The organism is Marinicella meishanensis (assembly GCF_019931145.1).
Lineage (GTDB): Bacteria > Pseudomonadota > Gammaproteobacteria > Xanthomonadales > Marinicellaceae > Marinicella > Marinicella meishanensis.
On record NZ_JAIOUV010000001.1, the window covers coordinates 392,159 to 408,668 of the forward strand.

The 16,510-nt window shown below is 50.6% G+C and carries 18 protein-coding genes and 1 tRNA gene; 16 read left to right on the forward strand and 3 right to left on the reverse strand.

Annotated elements, in window-relative coordinates; all coding sequences use genetic code 11:
- Positions 1–100: 100 nt before the first annotated feature.
- From recF to K7G70_RS01730, 5 genes are all read left to right on the forward strand, one after another.
- Positions 101–1,174, forward strand: a complete 1,074-nt coding sequence (gene recF, locus K7G70_RS01705; RefSeq protein WP_223786862.1) for a DNA replication/repair protein RecF — start codon at positions 101–103, stop codon at positions 1,172–1,174.
- A 113-nt stretch (positions 1,175–1,287) separates the two neighbouring features.
- Complete coding sequence (gene gyrB, locus K7G70_RS01710) at positions 1,288–3,669, forward strand: DNA topoisomerase (ATP-hydrolyzing) subunit B (RefSeq protein WP_223786863.1); 2,382 nt, start codon at positions 1,288–1,290, stop codon at positions 3,667–3,669.
- A 2-nt stretch (positions 3,670–3,671) separates the two neighbouring features.
- Entirely contained in the window at positions 3,672–4,571 is a 900-nt protein-coding gene (gene grxD / locus K7G70_RS18035) for a Grx4 family monothiol glutaredoxin (RefSeq protein WP_348525065.1), read from the forward strand.
- A 49-nt stretch (positions 4,572–4,620) separates the two neighbouring features.
- Positions 4,621–4,998, forward strand: coding sequence for a DUF3465 domain-containing protein (locus tag K7G70_RS01725; RefSeq protein WP_223786864.1), 378 nt, complete (start codon positions 4,621–4,623; stop codon positions 4,996–4,998).
- Positions 4,999–5,083: 85 nt separating this feature from the next.
- A tRNA-Lys gene (locus K7G70_RS01730) sits at positions 5,084–5,159 on the forward strand.
- Positions 5,160–5,509: 350 nt separating this feature from the next.
- Here the strand turns inward: K7G70_RS01730 and K7G70_RS01735 are convergent.
- From K7G70_RS01735 to xth, 3 genes are read right to left on the reverse strand one after another with little or no spacing between them, the layout of a single operon-like run.
- Positions 5,510–6,073: a YceI family protein gene (locus tag K7G70_RS01735; protein WP_223786865.1), complete on the reverse strand. Its 564-nt coding sequence runs from the start codon at positions 6,071–6,073 to the stop codon at positions 5,510–5,512.
- A gap of 9 nt (positions 6,074–6,082) precedes the next feature.
- Entirely contained in the window at positions 6,083–6,622 is a 540-nt protein-coding gene (locus tag K7G70_RS01740; protein WP_223786866.1) for a cytochrome b, read from the reverse strand.
- A gap of 3 nt (positions 6,623–6,625) precedes the next feature.
- The gene (xth, locus tag K7G70_RS01745; protein ID WP_223786867.1) at positions 6,626–7,393 is read right to left on the reverse strand and encodes an exodeoxyribonuclease III; all 768 of its coding nucleotides are present in this window, start codon (positions 7,391–7,393) and stop codon (positions 6,626–6,628) included.
- A gap of 83 nt (positions 7,394–7,476) precedes the next feature.
- Here xth and K7G70_RS01750 point away from each other — a divergent pair, with 83 nt between their 5' ends.
- From K7G70_RS01750 to K7G70_RS01800, 11 genes are all read left to right on the forward strand, one after another.
- On the forward strand, positions 7,477–8,097 hold the full coding sequence (locus K7G70_RS01750; protein WP_223786868.1) for a hypothetical protein: 621 nt from the start codon (positions 7,477–7,479) through the stop codon (positions 8,095–8,097).
- 59 nt (positions 8,098–8,156) lie between these two features.
- Positions 8,157–8,672: a crossover junction endodeoxyribonuclease RuvC gene (gene ruvC / locus K7G70_RS01755; RefSeq protein ID WP_223786869.1), complete on the forward strand. Its 516-nt coding sequence runs from the start codon at positions 8,157–8,159 to the stop codon at positions 8,670–8,672.
- 7 nt (positions 8,673–8,679) lie between these two features.
- Positions 8,680–9,279, forward strand: a complete 600-nt coding sequence (ruvA, locus tag K7G70_RS01760) for a Holliday junction branch migration protein RuvA (RefSeq protein WP_223786870.1) — start codon at positions 8,680–8,682, stop codon at positions 9,277–9,279.
- Between the two features lie 11 nt (positions 9,280–9,290).
- Positions 9,291–10,325 carry a Holliday junction branch migration DNA helicase RuvB gene (ruvB, locus tag K7G70_RS01765; protein ID WP_431310016.1) on the forward strand — a complete coding sequence of 345 codons (1,035 nt, stop codon included), beginning with the start codon at positions 9,291–9,293 and terminating at the stop codon, positions 10,323–10,325.
- 4 nt (positions 10,326–10,329) lie between these two features.
- A complete protein-coding gene (gene ybgC / locus K7G70_RS01770; RefSeq protein ID WP_223786872.1) occupies positions 10,330–10,728 on the forward strand; it encodes a tol-pal system-associated acyl-CoA thioesterase in 399 nt (132 codons plus the stop codon).
- 32 nt (positions 10,729–10,760) lie between these two features.
- On the forward strand, positions 10,761–11,390 hold the full coding sequence (gene tolQ / locus K7G70_RS01775; RefSeq protein ID WP_223786873.1) for a protein TolQ: 630 nt from the start codon (positions 10,761–10,763) through the stop codon (positions 11,388–11,390).
- Between the two features lie 4 nt (positions 11,391–11,394).
- Entirely contained in the window at positions 11,395–11,811 is a 417-nt protein-coding gene (locus K7G70_RS01780) for an ExbD/TolR family protein (RefSeq protein ID WP_223786874.1), read from the forward strand.
- A gap of 4 nt (positions 11,812–11,815) precedes the next feature.
- A complete protein-coding gene (locus tag K7G70_RS01785) occupies positions 11,816–12,601 on the forward strand; it encodes a TonB C-terminal domain-containing protein (RefSeq protein ID WP_223786875.1) in 786 nt (261 codons plus the stop codon).
- Between the two features lie 3 nt (positions 12,602–12,604).
- Entirely contained in the window at positions 12,605–13,888 is a 1,284-nt protein-coding gene (gene tolB / locus K7G70_RS01790; protein WP_223786876.1) for a Tol-Pal system beta propeller repeat protein TolB, read from the forward strand.
- Positions 13,889–13,935: 47 nt separating this feature from the next.
- Positions 13,936–14,481, forward strand: coding sequence for a DUF3144 domain-containing protein (locus K7G70_RS01795; RefSeq protein ID WP_223786877.1), 546 nt, complete (start codon positions 13,936–13,938; stop codon positions 14,479–14,481).
- A gap of 101 nt (positions 14,482–14,582) precedes the next feature.
- A complete protein-coding gene (locus K7G70_RS01800; RefSeq protein ID WP_223786878.1) occupies positions 14,583–16,502 on the forward strand; it encodes a tetratricopeptide repeat-containing diguanylate cyclase in 1,920 nt (639 codons plus the stop codon).
- Positions 16,503–16,510 lie beyond the last annotated feature (8 nt).

Here is a 16,510-nt window from a genome sequence, read left to right on the forward strand (position 1 = left end):
AACCCCCAAACATGTGGCGATGCGCGCGCTTGGTGGCGGCCAAACCAGCTGAGCCTGGCAATCCATCGGTCACCCGTGATAAGTCTTCAACAGGTCCTCAGTGTTCCTGAAACGCCTCAAATTGTCCGGCTTTCGCTGTTATTCCCAGGCCGAAATCCAATTCCAGCAAGCCATCAATGTGTTCCATGGTGACAACGGTGCCGGCAAGACTTCGGTGCTCGAAGCGATTTATTTCATTTCCACCGGTAAATCGTTTCGCTCCAACCGCACCAAAAACCTGATCAATCACCAAAGTGAACAGCTGACCGTGTATGCTGAATTTGCTGACAACACCGGATCCAAGCAACAGTTGGGGGTGTCACTGAACCAACAATTAAAAAAAACCATTCGCTTCAATCACGACAACATCAACAACCAGTCCACCGTGGCGCACACATTGCCGGTGGTTTCCATTGATCCGGATTCCTATTTGTTCCTGGACAAACCTCCCCAGTTTCGCCGCTCTTTTTTGGATTGGTTGGTGTTTCACGTGAAACCTGAGTACTTGGGTATCTGGTCCAAAGTGGCCCGCTGCCAAAAACAATTGAACCAGTTGTACAAAGACAAGAACACCGCTTTGTTGCCGCAATGGGAAGCCCAATACATCCAATATGCAGACCAATTGAATGCCATGCGACAGGCCGTGTTCAACGATTTGCAACCCTTGATCGCCAGCAAAATCAAACAATTCATTCCTGAGTTGAGCGACATGAACACGGTGTATGCGCAAGGTTGGTCGACTGAGTTGTGCTTACAAGATTTATTGGACAGAGACCGTTCTCGCCATTTGTTGTATGGACACTTGCAAGGGGGGATCCATAAAATGGATTTGAAAAACCAGTTTGGCACCACCCCTGCCCATGAACGTTTGTCTCGGGGACAAAAAAAAATCATCTCGATCATCTATTACCTCAGTTTCATTGAGTTGATGTCAGACGCCTTACAACGGTCGCCGCTGTTGTGCTTGGATGACATGGATGCTGAGTTGGATGCAAGGAAAACCAAAATTCTGGCCGATTTCATCCAACAGGGTGGGCACCAGGTGTTCATCAGCACGGTGGATCAAAAGAATCTGCTGGCGGTGTTGGGTAATGCTGATTTGTTTCACGTGAAACAACAGGGAATCAGCCGATAACAAACGTTTCGTTGGTGCTCCCTGAGCCACACAGACAGTCCCCAAATGGTCGTTTGCAGGGGCGTAAAAACTGGTATAATGTGTTGTTTTATTTTTTGGATTGAAACGCGCTCATGAGTGAGAATTACGATTCGTCGAATATCAAGGTGCTCAAAGGATTGGATGCGGTCAGGAAGCGTCCTGGGATGTACATTGGCGACACCGATGATGGCACCGGCTTACACCACATGGTGTTTGAAGTGGTGGACAACTCCATCGATGAAGCCTTGGCCGGGCATTGTGACACCATTAAAGTCACCATCAATGCCGATGGCAGCGTCACCGTGGTGGACAATGGTCGGGGTATCCCAACGGATCAACACGAAGAGGGTAAATCGGCGGCCGAAGTGATCATGACGGTGTTGCATGCCGGTGGTAAATTTGATGACAATTCCTACAAAGTGTCTGGTGGTTTGCACGGTGTGGGGGTGTCGGTGGTCAATGCCTTGAGTATAGAGTTGGATTTGGAAATCCACCGCAAAGGAAAAATCCATCAACAATCCTACAAAATGGGTGTGCCCCAGGCTGACCTCGCTGTGGTCGGTGACACCGATCGCACCGGCACAGAAGTGCGGTTTTTACCCTCGGGCGAAATCTTTTCCGATGTCGAATTTCATTTTGACATCTTGGCCAAACGCCTGCGTGAACTGTCTTTCTTGAATTCAGGGGTGCGTATTGAGTTGCGTGATGAACGCACCGATGAAGAAAAAATCTTTGAATACGAAGGCGGCATTGCATCATTCGTGCATTACCTGGCCGAACGCAAAACCCCTTTGCATGACACTGTGGTGCATTTTCAAAATGAAACCGAAGATGGCACGGCGGTGGAAGTGGCCATGCAATGGACCGACTCATACCGTGAATCGGTCTTCTGTTTCACCAACAACATCCCGCAAAAAGACGGCGGCACCCACCTGGCTGGTTTCCGGGGCGCTTTGACCCGCACCATCAATAACTTCATCAACCAATCGGCCAAGAAAAAGGTGGCAATGACTGGTGATGACTGTCGGGAAGGATTGATTGCAGTGATTTCAGTGAAATCACCAGACCCCAAATTTTCATCGCAGACCAAAGACAAATTGGTTTCTTCTGAAATCAAAGGCATCGTCGAAAGTACGGTGGGCGAACACCTGTCTGATTTCTTGTTGGAAAACCCAACCGAAGCCAAGATCTTGACCGAGAAGGTGATGGATGCTTCCCGTGCTCGGGAAGCGGCCCGCAAAGCCCGTGAGATGACCCGCCGCAAAGACGCCTTGGACATCGCGGGATTACCGGGTAAATTGGCCGATTGCCAAGAAAAAGACCCGGTGTTGTCAGAAATATTCCTGGTCGAGGGTGACTCGGCCGGTGGCTCTGCCAAACAAGGCCGCAACCGTAAAAACCAGGCCATTTTGCCCCTGAAAGGTAAAATTTTGAATGTGGAAAAAGCCCGTTTTGATAAGATGTTGTCCTCAGCCGAGGTGGGTACTTTGATCACCGCTTTGGGTTGTGGCATTGGTCAGCATGACTTTGATCCAGATAAATTGCGCTATCACAAAGTCATCATCATGACCGATGCGGACGTGGACGGTTCCCACATCCGAACCTTGTTGTTGACCTTCCTGTATCGCCAGATGCCAGAATTGATTGAACGGGGTCACATTTACATTGGTCAACCCCCTTTGTATAAGGTCAAGAAAGGCAAGCAGGAAACTTACCTGAAAGATGATGACGAAATGAATGAATACCTGTTAAACCGCTCATTGGATGATGTGGAATTGACTTATCAAGATGACATCCCACCGATCAGTGGCGATGTGTTGTATCGCTTGATCAAACAACAGGTGCACGTGAAAAGTGTGATCGAGAAACTCAGTTTGCTGTATGACCGCAAGGTGATTGATCACTTGCTCAATTTACCCAAGATCAATCCAGCCGAAGAGGCCGTCAGTGAGGCTTGGATTCAACAAGCACAAGATTTGATGAATGCCGGTAACCGCCTGGGCGTGACTTGGGAAGTCAGTTACCAAGCCGACATGGAAGCGGTGTTGTTTGCCAAAAATGCCAATGGTTTGATCGAGCACACCGCATTGAGTCACTTGTTCTTCAAATCCAAAGATTACCAACAAATGATGGAAATTGCCGAACAAAACCGCGATTTGATGCACGGCGATTGTTTCTTGCAAAAAGGTGAAAAAACCATACAGATCAAAAGCTTAAGTGAAGTGCTTGAACACCTGTTGGCGGTGGCCAAGAAAGGCTTGACCATCAGTCGATTCAAAGGTTTGGGTGAAATGAATCCCGACCAATTGTGGGAAACCACCATGAACCCAGAGACCCGCCGCTTGTTGCAAGTCACCATCGAAGATGCGGTCTCGGCCGACACCGTGTTCGCCACTTTGATGGGCGATGTGGTGGAACCCAGACGCCAATTTATCGAAGAAAATGCATTGAATGCCAGCAACCTGGATGTATAAAAATGACTGACCAAACCACCCACAGAATCGAACAAATGCTGGATCAAAACCCAGTCTTTTTGTTCATGAAAGGCACCCCACAAACCCCCATGTGTGGGTTTTCCAGCAACACCGTGAAGATCCTCAAAGACTTGTTGGGAGATGGCTTTGCCACATTCAATGTGTTGGAAGATCCGGACATCAGGGAAGGCATCAAGGCCTATGGCCAATGGCCCACCATCCCCCAACTGTATGTCAACAAAGAATTGATCGGTGGCAATGACATCGTTTCTGAAATGTTCAACACCGGTGAATTGCATGAGTTGTTGAACCTGGAACAACCCGATCGCACCCCACCAACCATTGACATCACCGATGAAGCTTTGTCTCACATCAAAGAAGGTTTGAAAGACATGGGCGACCACCAATTGTTTTTATCGGTGGATGATGAATTCAACACCCGATTCAGTTTGGAACTGCCCAAAGGCTATGAAATCATTGCCGATGTGGGTGATTTGAAGGTGTACATGGACATCGGTACCGCCAAGCGGGCGCAAGGGGTGGAAATCTCTTGGGTCGATGAGTTGCAAGGTTCTGGATTGCGCATCAAAAACCCCAATGAACCCCCACCGGTGCAAGATTTGTCGGTGGCGGAATTGCAAGATTGGCTGGACACCGAAGTGGACAACCCCCGAATTTATGACGTCAGATCAGCCGATCAAGTGGCTGAAGGCACGGTGGCCCATGCCGTCCGGTTGGACAAACAGGCGATCAATGACATTGAAGGTATGGACAAAGACACCCCGTTGGTGTTTGTCTGTCAGGTGGGGCAATCTTCCATGTCAGCGGCCGAATTTTTCCGTAAAAAAGGTTACACCAAGGTGTTCAACTTGACCGGTGGTTACAATGCCTGGAGCGCCTAGCCCACGAGCAAAAAACGGCTTACCAAAGCGCCTCTTGCCAGGCGCTTTTTTGTTGCTGGCGATGGTGTTGTGGCTTGTGTGGTCGAGTCAAGAAGCGGCCGGTGATCCCACCTTACAACAGTTGTACCAACAACAAAAAAGTGGGGTTTGGGTGGAGTTTGATGCGGCGGTGGTGCGCTTGTTGGCCGATGACAACCACGGTTCCAGACACCAAAAAATGATCGTGAAAAAGGGTCAACAAACGGTGTTGATTGCCCACAACATCGACCTGGCACCCAGGGTACCGGCACAAGCCGGAGACCGCTTGCTTATCCGGGGGGAATACGAATGGAATGAGCAAGGCGGGGTGGTGCATTGGACCCACCATGACCCGCAAAATAGGCACGCTGGTGGGTGGATTGAATGGGCTGGAAAAAAGTTTAAATAAGCATTAAAAAGGCTTGCCTAATGCATTGATTTATTTTATCATTGCGCACCTCGAAACATTCTGTTTCATTCCTGTTTATTCAAATGGGTCGTTAGCTCAGCTGGTAGAGCAGTGGACTTTTAATCCATTGGTCATAGGTTCAAATCCTATACGACCCACCATTGAATGATTCTTCTCAAGAAAGCCAATTTGATTAAAACGCATTGACGGTCGAAAAATGACACCGATCGATGGGTATGGCGAGGTTTTTTTCAATGTCGGCTCAGCGCCATCAACCGCTGTGAATTATGGTTAATATGTAACCATTTTTCTGAGAGGTAAATCTCACCCCGTGGGCTAATAATTACCTTTTAATATCAAGCATTTATTTCGTTTTTGATGGTTTAAGCAAGGGCTTTGTCTTGAATGCGCTTGATGGGTGGCTTAAGTGGGGAGAATTCCAGGCACACAGCAGCGCAAAAAAACGGTCGAATGATCGACACCATCCGACCGTTTTTGGGGTGGTGGGTGTTTACTGTTTGATGCCCTCCACCGACACCGTCAGCCACAATTGTTCGTAAGCGCCATCGACACTTTTCTTCAATTTAAAATCTGATAAGGACAATTCGGTGGTGGCTTCATAGCCGCGGCGTTCGCCACCCCAAGGATCTTTACCCGCGCCAATGAATTTAACATCCAACTCAATTTCCTGGGTCACACCATTCAAGGTCAAGTCTCCAGTCATGGTGCCGTGACCATCGCTGGCTGGCGAGAATGACTTGCTGACGAAAGTGGCGGTGGGGTGGGCGGCCACATTGAGGAAGTCATCGCTGCGCAGGTGTTTGTCACGGGCGGTGTGGTTGGAGTTGACGCTGTTGGTATCAACCGTCATTTGGATGCGGGCGGCACTGGGGTCATTCTCATCAAAATTGAATTCACCACTGAAGGAATCGAAGCGGCCGTACAACCAACTGAATCCGAGGTGAGAGATTTTGAATTGCACAAAGGCATGTGCGCCTTTGGTGTCAACCACATAACGATCGGCAGCGGCAGCGCCACTGAGTCCCAACAAAGCAATGAGCAAAAGTTTTTTCATGGTGTGTTCCTATAACATGCGTTTTAAAGTGGCGTCTCGGTCGATGAAGTGGTGCTTCAGCGCGCCCAAGACATGCAACAGCACCAAGCCCATCAACACATAAGACAGGTTTTCGTGTAACCAGCCCATGGTATCGATTTGTTCGGCAGAAAAATGTGAAATGGCCGGGATATTCAAACCACCCAATAGGGCTTTGCTTTGACCATCGGCGGTGGTGAACAGGTAACCGCAGACTGTAATGATCAACACCAACAGATAAAACAGGATTTGGGTGATGAGGCTCAGCCAGTACTCCAGGCGGTGGTGTTGCAAATCGGGCAAGGCTTGTTTGGGAAACAAGGTGCGCAGAATCATCAGTGTCCACAACAGCAACAGCAGCACCCCACCGGTGATGTGCCACTCCGGCAGTCGGTTGTACCAGGGGCTGTAATAATCCAAGTCGACCATGATCCAGCCTGAAACAAACAGCGCGATGATCAACAGCGCATTGATCCAATGCAAGCAACGCAACAGCAAAGGATGCTTGTTAAAGGGTGCTGAACTGTTCATGGCTCACCAGTCAAATTCGGTGACCACCGGCGTGTGATCGGAAGGTCGCTCCCATTTTCGGGGTTCGACATCGATGTAAGCGGCGTTGACCGCTTCGGACATCTCATCTGAACACAACACCAAATCGATGCGCAGGCCCAGATTGCGGGCAAAGCCGTTCATGCGGTAATCCCACCAGCTGAAATATCCGCCGTCATCGTGCATCAAGCGGAAAGAGTCTTGTAAGCCCAAATCCAGGATGCGGTTGAGGGCTTGGCGTTCTTCGGTGGTGCACAAGATTTTTTCGTGCCATTTTTTCGGGTCATGCACGTCGCGGTCATCCGGCGCGATGTTGAAATCACCGAGCACCACCACGTCATCGTATTCGGCCATTTGCTGTTCGATGAAGCGGGTGACTTTGTCCAACCAATTGAGTTTGTAAGTGAATTTTTCGGTGCCTGGGGCCGAGCCATTGACCACATACAGATCAATGATGCGCACATCGTCGACCGTGGCGGCCAAGATGCGGCGTTGCGGATCGTCCAAATCGGGGATGTCGGTGATCACATCTTCAGGCTGTTGCTTGGCGATGATGGCCACGCCGTTGTAGGTTTTTTGACCGGAGTACACCACCTGATAACCGGCCTGCTGAATGGCATCCACCGGAAAGGCCTCATCGGTCAATTTGGTTTCTTGCAAGGCCAGCACATCGGGACTGGCTGATTCCAGCCACTGCAAAACATGGTCCAAGCGGACATTGAGGGAATTGACGTTCCAGGAGGCGATTTTCATGTGGGAAATTAATGACAAAAAAAAATTGTAGCAACTTTAACCCATAAAAAATAGTATGGAGACACCAAACAAAAGAATTCAGCATGAAGAAACTCATCACTACAGTAGTTTTTGCCACATTGTTCATCCCCTCTTTGTTGTTGGCCAATCATCACCATGAACTGTATGAACAATTTACAGAAGAAAGCCTCATCCCGGTTCCAGAAAATGTGAAATCTTATGTGCAAGTACTGTTCAAAACGAATTTAAACTTTTATCACGGCGCAGATGCTGAGATCGGTATCACCATGGTCGTATATTGGGAAGATGCAGCTAATGGAAATACTGCAAATACAGAAATTTTCATCAAAGAATATGTCAGTGAAGATGGTGGAAACTATTTACAGTATGAGTTTGGCAGTGACAAAAAGGTAAATCTTCTGAAACTCAGAGAAAGAATCAAAACCACTAAATTAAAAGGACAAAACTGCGAACTGTTGGTGGAAAAATTGATAGAAACCATTAACCTGCCCATAAAACCAGTCAATCATAATGAGTTTGGCAGAATTTTGATTTCTGATTCGAATGAAAGTATTGTGGTCAAAGGCTCTGGGTTAGATGGAATGGGAAAAGTGGTTTATGATGAATATGGTCAATTGTATGAACAAAAAGTTCGTGAAATGCGGCAGATCATTAAAGAATGCCGCAACAAACAATCTCAATAAATCAACAATCAAGGAATTCAATAACATAAAATAAAGCCTACCTTTGTTAACATTGAACCATGCTGCGCATCATTGGCATCGATCCTGGCTCCCGGTTTACCGGCGTTGGTATCATTGACACCCAAGACCAAAAGATCCAACACGTACATCACCAAACCATCGCTTGTGGTGACGGCGATTTTCCCGACCGTTTGAAAACCATCTTTGTGGCGGTCAATGAGTTGGTGCAACAATTCCGCCCGCACGAAATGGCCATTGAAAATGTGTTCATGGCAAAAAACGCCAATGCCGCTTTGAAACTCGGACAGGCCCGCGGCGCGGCCATTTGTGCCACGGTGGCCAATGACGTGGTGGTGCATGAATACGCGCCCAAAGCCATCAAACAAGCGGTGGTCGGTAAAGGCGGGGCGGACAAAAAACAAGTGCAATACATGGTGCAGCTGTTGCTTAACTTACCCGAGAAGGTGCAAAATGATGCGGCTGACGGCTTGGCAGTGGCGATTTGCCATGCCAACAACCGCTGGGCCCAACAACGGCTGGTGGCCAACAACACCAGCAACTGGAGAAAATTCTGAACCGAACATGATAGGACGTTTACAAGGACAACTGGTACATGCCGACCCACCATCGCACCTGATCGTGGATGTGGGCGGCGTTGGCTATGAAGTGGAAGCCCCCACCAGCGTGTTTTTTGAGCTGCCGGAGTTGAACCAGCCAATCACTTTGGTGATTCATCATTTGGTGCGAGAAGACGCCTCGATCTTATACGGTTTTCGCAGTTTTCCACAGCGCGACCTGTTCCGCACCCTGTTGAAAGTCAACGGCATCGGCGCCAAATCGGCCTTGGCCATCCTCTCCACCATGAGCTCGGCCGAGTTCGCCCAAGTGATTCAAGAACAAAACGTCAACGCCATCGTCAAAGTACCGGGTATCGGCAAAAAAACCGCCCAACGTTTGATCATCGAAATGAAAGACAAAGTCGATGTGACCAGTATGGACCCGGGTGATCCGAACCAACCTCAGGCCAGCCGTTTTGGCATACAAGCCGAAGCCGAATCGGCCTTACAAGCCTTGGGCTTCAAACCGATTGAGGCCGCGCAAATGGTCAAGCAGGTGGCCAAAGATGACATGAGTGCTGAACAAATCATCCGCGAATGTCTGCAAATGAAAGGAGCTGGTTGATGGACCATGAGATGAATTTTGATGATCGGCTGATGGGTGGCATGGCCGAAAGCTCACAAGAAAAGATCATTGAAGCGAGCATCCGGCCGCAATCGTTGCAAGATTACTTGGGGCAAAAAGAAGTCAAAGAACAAATGGCCCTGTTCATTGCCGCGGCGCGCCAGCGCCAAGAGTCACTGGATCATGTGTTGATCTTTGGCCCACCGGGTTTGGGCAAGACCACCATGGCCCATGTGATTGCCCATGAAATGGGGGTGCAAATGCGCCAAACGTCCGGACCGGTGCTGGAAAAAGCCGGTGATTTGGCCGCTTTGTTGACCAACCTACAACCGCACGATGTGCTCTTTATCGACGAAATTCACCGATTATCGCCGGTGGTCGAAGAAATTTTGTACCCAGCCATGGAAGACTTTCAAATCGACATCATGATCGGAGAGGGCCCGGCCGCCCGGTCTATCAAACTGGATTTGCCACCGTTTACCTTGGTCGGTGCCACCACCCGCGCCGGCTTGTTGACCTCGCCATTGCGCGACCGTTTTGGCATCGTGCAGCGTTTGAAGTTCTATGACACCGAAGATTTGACCCAGATCGTCGCCCGTTCGGCCAGCATCCTCAACATCCAAGCCGATCAGGCCGGTTGTTTGGAGGTGGCCCGCCGTTCTCGCGGCACGCCACGGATTGCCAACCGTTTGCTCAGGCGGGTGCGGGACTATGCCGAAGTCAAGGGCGATGGGGTGATCACCGAGGCGATTGCCGCCAGTGCCATGAACATGTTGCAGGTGGACCAAAAAGGCTTGGATGAAATGGACCGCAAGTTGTTGTCGATCATCACCACCCAGTTCGAAGGCGGCCCGGTGGGGGTCAACTCCTTGGCCGCGGCCTTATCGGAAGAACGCGGCACGGTGGAAGATGTGATCGAACCGTATTTGATCCAACAAGGCCTGTTGGCCCGCACCGCCCGGGGCCGCATCGCGACGCCCAAAACCTGGCAAATCATGGGCTTGAACCCACCAAAAAACAGACACAATCAAGACCTGTTTGAATGAAATCATGAGTCAATACACCCATCAATTCAGAGTCTATTATGAAGACACCGACGCCGGCGGGGTGGTCTACCACGCCAATTATTTGAACTTTTTCGAACGCACGCGGACAGAATGGTTGCGTTCCAAAGGTTTAGAACAAAGTGTGATGCGTGAACAGGCCAATGTGATTTTGGCCATCCGCAAAATGGAAATCGACTATGTGTTGCCCGCCCGGCTGGACGATTTGTTGACGGTGACCACCGCAGTGGAGTCCCACAGCAAAATCGCCATGGTGGTGCAACAGGCCATGTACGTGGGTGACACCCTGATGGCCAAAGCCCGTGTGCAAATCGTCAGTTTGAATGCCAGCAAATTCAAGCCGATGCGCTTTCCCACCCAATATTTAGAGGAGTTATTGTTTTGAACGACAGCGGACAATTTTATTACGAGATCATCATGAGCGCCTCCATGCCGGTGAAAGTGGTGATGATCATTTTGATCCTGGCTTCGGTTTGGTCGTGGTTGATCATTTTCGCCAAAGGTCGGGTGCTGTCCAGCGCCCAGGGCAAAGCCAAAAAGTTCGAAGAATACTTCTGGTCCGGGGTAGATCTGAATAAGCTGTATGACAACATCTCTGGCAAGAAAAACCAAGGTTTGGCGAAAATTTTCGAAGCCGGTTTCAAAGAATTCCAACGCAAAAAAACCGTGGGCAACATCTCCATCCAATCGATTGAAGGCTCAGATCGGGCCATGCGGGTGGCCTTGAACCGCGAGATCGAAGACATGGAAAGCCATTTGCCGACCCTGGCCACCATCGGTTCAACCAGCCCATACATTGGCCTGTTTGGCACGGTGATCGGTATCATGTTGTCGTTCCATGCCTTATCCGACGTCACCCAAGCCACCATTGCCTTGGTGGCGCCGGGTATTTCCGAGGCCTTGATTGCCACCGCGATGGGTTTGTTCGCGGCCATTCCAGCGGTGATTTTTTACAACAAATACAGCGACAAAGTGGAACGCATCTACGCCCAGTACGACGCATTCAAAGAAGAGTTTTCCGCCATTTTGCATCGCCAGGTGGGGTGATTCCATGCGTCGACCCAGAAAAGTCAAAGCCGAAATCAACGTGGTCCCATACATCGATGTGACCTTGGTGTTGTTGATCATTTTCATGATCACCACCCCCTTGATGAACCTGGGGGTGGATGTGAACTTGCCTGAATCGACTGCCAACACCATCACCATCGAGACCGAGCCGGCGGTGGTCAATGTCACCGCCAACGGTGATCTGTACTTGAGTATCGGCGGTGAATATGAGCTGATTGATGCGGAAACCTTGACCCAAAAACTCACGGCTTTTGTCAAAGTCAATGACGAGTTACCGATCATGATTGGCGCCGATGAATCGGTCAGTTATGGTCAGGTGTATCAAGCCATGGCCATCGTGCAACAGGCCGGGGCCAAAAAAGTGGGCTTGATCAGTGATCCGGTGAAGCCCAAACAATAAGCCCATGAGTATTGCTGCTGAACAACGCCAAGGCCTGATTTATTCGGTGGGCCTGCACCTGGGATTGGTGTTTTTGTTGTTGTTCTCCACCCACCAAACCAGCATCACACCGCCCAAAGGGGTGGCGATTCAAGCCGAAATCATGGACTTGGAACAATTCATGAACAACCAACCCAAACCCCAGCAAACCAAGCCAGAACCACCCAAGCCGAAACCCGAACCGCCCAAGCCAGAGCCTCCCAAGCCTGAACCAAAGATTGAACAACCCAAGCCAGAACCATCCAAGCCGGTGGAACAGCCGGTGGTAAAACCGCAGGTGGATCCGGTCAAGCGTCAAGAAAAAACCGAGCGCCAAAAGCGCCTGGAAGAGTTGCGTCGAAAACGTCAAGAAGCCGAGCAACAAGCCGCCCAACAACCCGAAGTCAAACCCAGCGAAAACCCACCCGATGATGCCCCTGAAACCCAAGCACCGGTGGGGGTGGAAAACGGGGCCGAGGACCAACGGCGCACCCTACTGACCCAATACATTGGTGCCATCCAGTCGGCGGTGACCCGACAATGGGCTCGGCCCAGTGGCACACCCGCGGGTTTGCAGTGTCAAATCAAGGTCAACCAAATCCCCGGCGGTGGGGTGATCGATGTGTCCATCGGCAGCCCCTGTAATGCCAGTGCGGTGGTGCGCAACACCATCATCAATGCGGTGAAAAAGGCTGACCCCTTGCCCTATGCCGGGTTTGAGTCGGTGTTTGAGCGCCGCATTAATTTTATTTTTCAATACCAAGGAGACTGATGCATGAAACGCAGCCTGTTTTTACTGATTTTGATCTGCAGCCAAACCAGCTGGGCGCAGTTGAACATCACCATTCAAGGTGAGAATGTTTCGGCGCTGCCGATTGCGGTGGTGGATTTTGTCAATCCCGGCGACCCGCTGGCCACCAACATGGCCGAGGTGATCCGCAATGACCTGGCCCGATCCGGACAATTCAAACCGCTGGACAACAGCCTGATCGTCGATCAACCGGGTTCTGATGCCGACCTCAACTTTGGCACCTGGCGCTTGTTGGGCTCTGAATACATCTCGTATGGCGACATCACGTACCTGGATGCTGGCCGCATGGAAGTGCGCTTTCGCTTGGCATCGGTGGCCGATCAGAAACAGCTGTTGGCTTTGACCCTGCCGCTGAACAGATCGCAAGCCCGCGCTGGTGCGCATTACATCGCCGACCGCATTTATGAAGAAATTTTGGGCGTGCCCGGGGTGTTTTCCACCAAGCTGGCTTATGTCACTGCCACCGACTCAGGCAATGGCATCAAGTACCAACTGATCGTGGCCGACTCCGATGGTTATGGCCCCCAGTCTCTGGTCACGTCCAATGAACCCTTGTTGTCACCGTCTTGGTCACCCGATGGCAAAAAACTGGCTTATGTGTCTTTTGAACAGGGCAATTCGGCGATTTACATCCAAGACCTGAGCACCGGATCGAGAACCTTGATGAGTAATTTTGAAGGCATCAACGGCGCGCCCAAGTTTTCCCCCAATGGCCAACGCCTGGCCATCACCTTGTCCAAATCCGGCAACCCGGAAATTTATGTGCTGAATGTGTTTGATAAACAATTGACGCAAATCACCAACCACTGGGCGATTGACACCGAACCGGAGTGGTCACCGGATGGACAAACCCTGTTTTTCACTTCGGACCGGGGCGGCAAACCACAAATCTATCAAACCGATCTGATCAACAAACAAGCCAAACGCATCACCTTTGAAGGCGATTACAACGCCCGGCCCAGTCTGTCACCGGATGGCAAATACATCGCCATGGTGCACGGCAACAACAACCGCTATCAGATTGCGTTGTACCACCGGCCGTCAAATACCATGCAAATGATCAGCCATGGTTCCTTGGATGAAACCCCGAGTTTCGCCCCCAATGGTGCGATGGTGTTGTTCGCCACCAAAAACTCCGCCGGTCAGGGCTTGTTGAAGGCGGTTTCCACCGATGGCCAGACCTCCAACGATTTGGTGCTGTCCAATGGCCATGTGCGTGAACCCAACTGGTCACCGATCTTGCGATGAGCCAAGACGGTCAAACAGTTGACTGTGATCAACATGGGCGCTCACCCATGGCCCATGTGTGTCAGCACCTGCTGGCCGCCGGGGATGATGAGGCGGTGGGGTTTTATCAATCCTTCATTGATTTGGATGAAGACCGCGACACACATGCCTATGAGGCCTGGTGTCAAGCTTGTGACAATAAATTAATCAAAGCCGGTAACCAGTGGAATGAACTGTTGTCCCAACAGGCGGGGTTCAAAACGGTGTGTCGGTCCTGTTTTGATGACCTCAAAGACCAGCAAATGTTGTTGAACCCGGCTGCCATGGACATCACTTATGTGCCAGAAAATCCCGACACCCAGGCTTTTTTTGACTTGGCCGACGGCCTCATCAATCAGGCCAATGACTTCCCAGGCTCAATTGCCGATACCTGCGAATCCTTTGCTTTTGCGGCGGCGCGCTATGCGGCTTTTGAGGCCACCGCCCATGCCAAAGACGTGCAAGCCGACAAAGCCGAAATCATTGACTACTTCACCTTGCGATTCAAAGAGATGTTCATTGACAACCTGAACGACTACATTGAAAACCAAAGTGATTACCTGAAAAAACCATGAATGCGGCCATCCAACACAGACAAAAGCCACGCTGCAGTTGCTGACTCAATGGCTGTTCCACTATACTGATTGGTCTTCAGTCTCGGGTCATGTGCAAACCAATGATTAAGCTTAAAAACAGGTTTTGGCTGTGTCTGTGTCTGGGCCTGTTCTCAGCGTCGGCACTCGCTGATTTCAAGGTTTTTCAGGAGGCGCTGAACGCCACCCAAACCGAAAAAGCCAAACTGCTGCTGGTGCAAGAAACCGAGCCTGAAGTGGCCAATTGGGGGGTCATTGACCAGGGCCGCTTCCACCACCAAAAAGGCTTGGTGTTGGAAATCAATGATCAGATAGAGGCCGCTAAACAAGCCTTCACCCAAGCCATCGAGATCTATGAAAAGGATGGCACGCCCAATGAGCATTGGGTCAGCAGTTTGTTTGACCGCTCCTACATGGACTACTTACTGACCAACGACCCCAAGGTTTACTGCCCGGACCGCAAGGCCGCGGTTGCCGTGGCCAGAAAGTTGGGCGAGGCCAAAGCCTTGGCCCGTGCTCTGGTGCGCCTGGCCTTTTGTTACCAGGAGGGGGTGGAGGGTTTCAAAATCGGCTTACAGGTGTTGGATGAAGCGGCCCGCATCGCCCAGGAAAACCAATTGGCCGGATCCATGACCGGCATGATCCACAACGCCACGGCCAATCTGTATCGCTCCAAAAACATCCATGACAAGGCCTACGAATATTATGCCAAAGCCTACCAGGCTTGGGCCTTGCAGGGCCTCAAAGAAGACGTGCAAGACATGTTCAACATGCTGCACAACATGGTTGCTGAAAGCATCAAGACAGGGGCTTGGGAACAGGCCGATGGTCACGTCAATCAGCTGTTCCAAATGGCTGAAGAACACCCGGATTTCAGGGATTTCACCTTTTTTGCTTTTTACAACCAAGCGCAGGTGACTTATGCCCAAAACCAATTCTTGCCAGCCATCGAATCGATCGAAATGGCCCAGGAGCTGGCCGATACCACGCCTGAAACCTATTTTGTGAAAGTGCTCAAAGGGTTGCGGGTGGTGGCTTATTTTCGCTTGGGTGAATTCAACACCGCCGCTGAATACGTGGCCGAGGCCAAACAGGAAATTGGGGACCAAGCCTCCTTGCAAGAATTGCTGACCAAGCTGCAGGTGGTCGAGGCCCACCAAGCCGGTGAATATGGCCAAGCCCTGAGCCATTTGTGGTCGTTACTGGACCAAGCGGCTCAGTCCAAACATGAGTTTGTGAAAAATGCCGTGGCCTTGGAATCGGTCACTTTTGATCAAAAAATCATCCCGTTTCAACAACAAGCGCTGGCCGATCAATTGACCATCCAACAGCTGGAGCTGGAAAAACAAACCAAACAAAGCCAAATCAACCAATTGGAGTTGGACAAACAAATCAAAGAAAACAAAATCAACCAACTGATTCTGACCCTCATCAGCATCGGCTTGTTGGGCTTGTTGTTGGCGTTTTGGCTGGTTTACCGCTCTCGCCACAAATACCTGGATTTATCGCGCACCGACCCCTTGACCAAAATCGCCAACCGGCGCCACATCATGGCGCTCGGACACCAGGCATTGAAACGCAGTCAGGAGCAAAAACAAGCCTTTTACTTGGCCATCATCGACATCGACAATTTCAAACAAATCAATGACCAGTACGGTCACGTGATGGGTGATCAGGTGATTAAGGCGGTGGTTCAGGTGTTGCGACAACACGCCGAAGGCGGGCCGCTGTTGGGCCGCATCGGTGGTGAAGAATTTGTCTTGATGGGGCCCAACAGCTCGTTTGATGTATTCAGCCAATTGTTGGATGCAGCCAGGACGCATGTGGCTGGTCTACAGATCGCCATGTCCGAACAAACTGTGGGGGTCACCATCAGTGGTGGTTATGTTGGAGCCAGCAGTTCAGCGGATACTTTGGAAGGCTTGATGAGTTTGGCTGATGACGCTTTGTATCAAGCCAAGGCGGCGGGCAAAAACCAAATGGTGCTGGCCAGTCGGGATTGATGGGGTGG

Coding starts and splice junctions, on each gene's coding strand:
- ybgC (WP_223786872.1), top strand. CDS start 10,330: ATGAGTCAATACACCCATCAATTCAGAGTCTATTATGAAGACACCGAC.
- grxD (WP_348525065.1), top strand. CDS start 3,672: ATGACTGACCAAACCACCCACAGAATCGAACAAATGCTGGATCAAAAC.
- K7G70_RS01795 (WP_223786877.1), top strand. CDS start 13,936: ATGGCCCATGTGTGTCAGCACCTGCTGGCCGCCGGGGATGATGAGGCG.
- K7G70_RS01780 (WP_223786874.1), top strand. CDS start 11,395: ATGCGTCGACCCAGAAAAGTCAAAGCCGAAATCAACGTGGTCCCATAC.
- K7G70_RS01800 (WP_223786878.1), top strand. CDS start 14,583: ATGATTAAGCTTAAAAACAGGTTTTGGCTGTGTCTGTGTCTGGGCCTG.
- tolB (WP_223786876.1), top strand. CDS start 12,605: ATGAAACGCAGCCTGTTTTTACTGATTTTGATCTGCAGCCAAACCAGC.
- ruvB (WP_431310016.1), top strand. CDS start 9,291: ATGAATTTTGATGATCGGCTGATGGGTGGCATGGCCGAAAGCTCACAA.
- K7G70_RS01750 (WP_223786868.1), top strand. CDS start 7,477: ATGAAGAAACTCATCACTACAGTAGTTTTTGCCACATTGTTCATCCCC.
- K7G70_RS01740 (WP_223786866.1), bottom strand. CDS start 6,622: ATGAACAGTTCAGCACCCTTTAACAAGCATCCTTTGCTGTTGCGTTGC.
- ruvA (WP_223786870.1), top strand. CDS start 8,680: ATGATAGGACGTTTACAAGGACAACTGGTACATGCCGACCCACCATCG.
- gyrB (WP_223786863.1), top strand. CDS start 1,288: ATGAGTGAGAATTACGATTCGTCGAATATCAAGGTGCTCAAAGGATTG.
- tolQ (WP_223786873.1), top strand. CDS start 10,761: ATGAGCGCCTCCATGCCGGTGAAAGTGGTGATGATCATTTTGATCCTG.
- xth (WP_223786867.1), bottom strand. CDS start 7,393: ATGAAAATCGCCTCCTGGAACGTCAATTCCCTCAATGTCCGCTTGGAC.
- K7G70_RS01735 (WP_223786865.1), bottom strand. CDS start 6,073: ATGAAAAAACTTTTGCTCATTGCTTTGTTGGGACTCAGTGGCGCTGCC.
- ruvC (WP_223786869.1), top strand. CDS start 8,157: ATGCTGCGCATCATTGGCATCGATCCTGGCTCCCGGTTTACCGGCGTT.
- K7G70_RS01785 (WP_223786875.1), top strand. CDS start 11,816: ATGAGTATTGCTGCTGAACAACGCCAAGGCCTGATTTATTCGGTGGGC.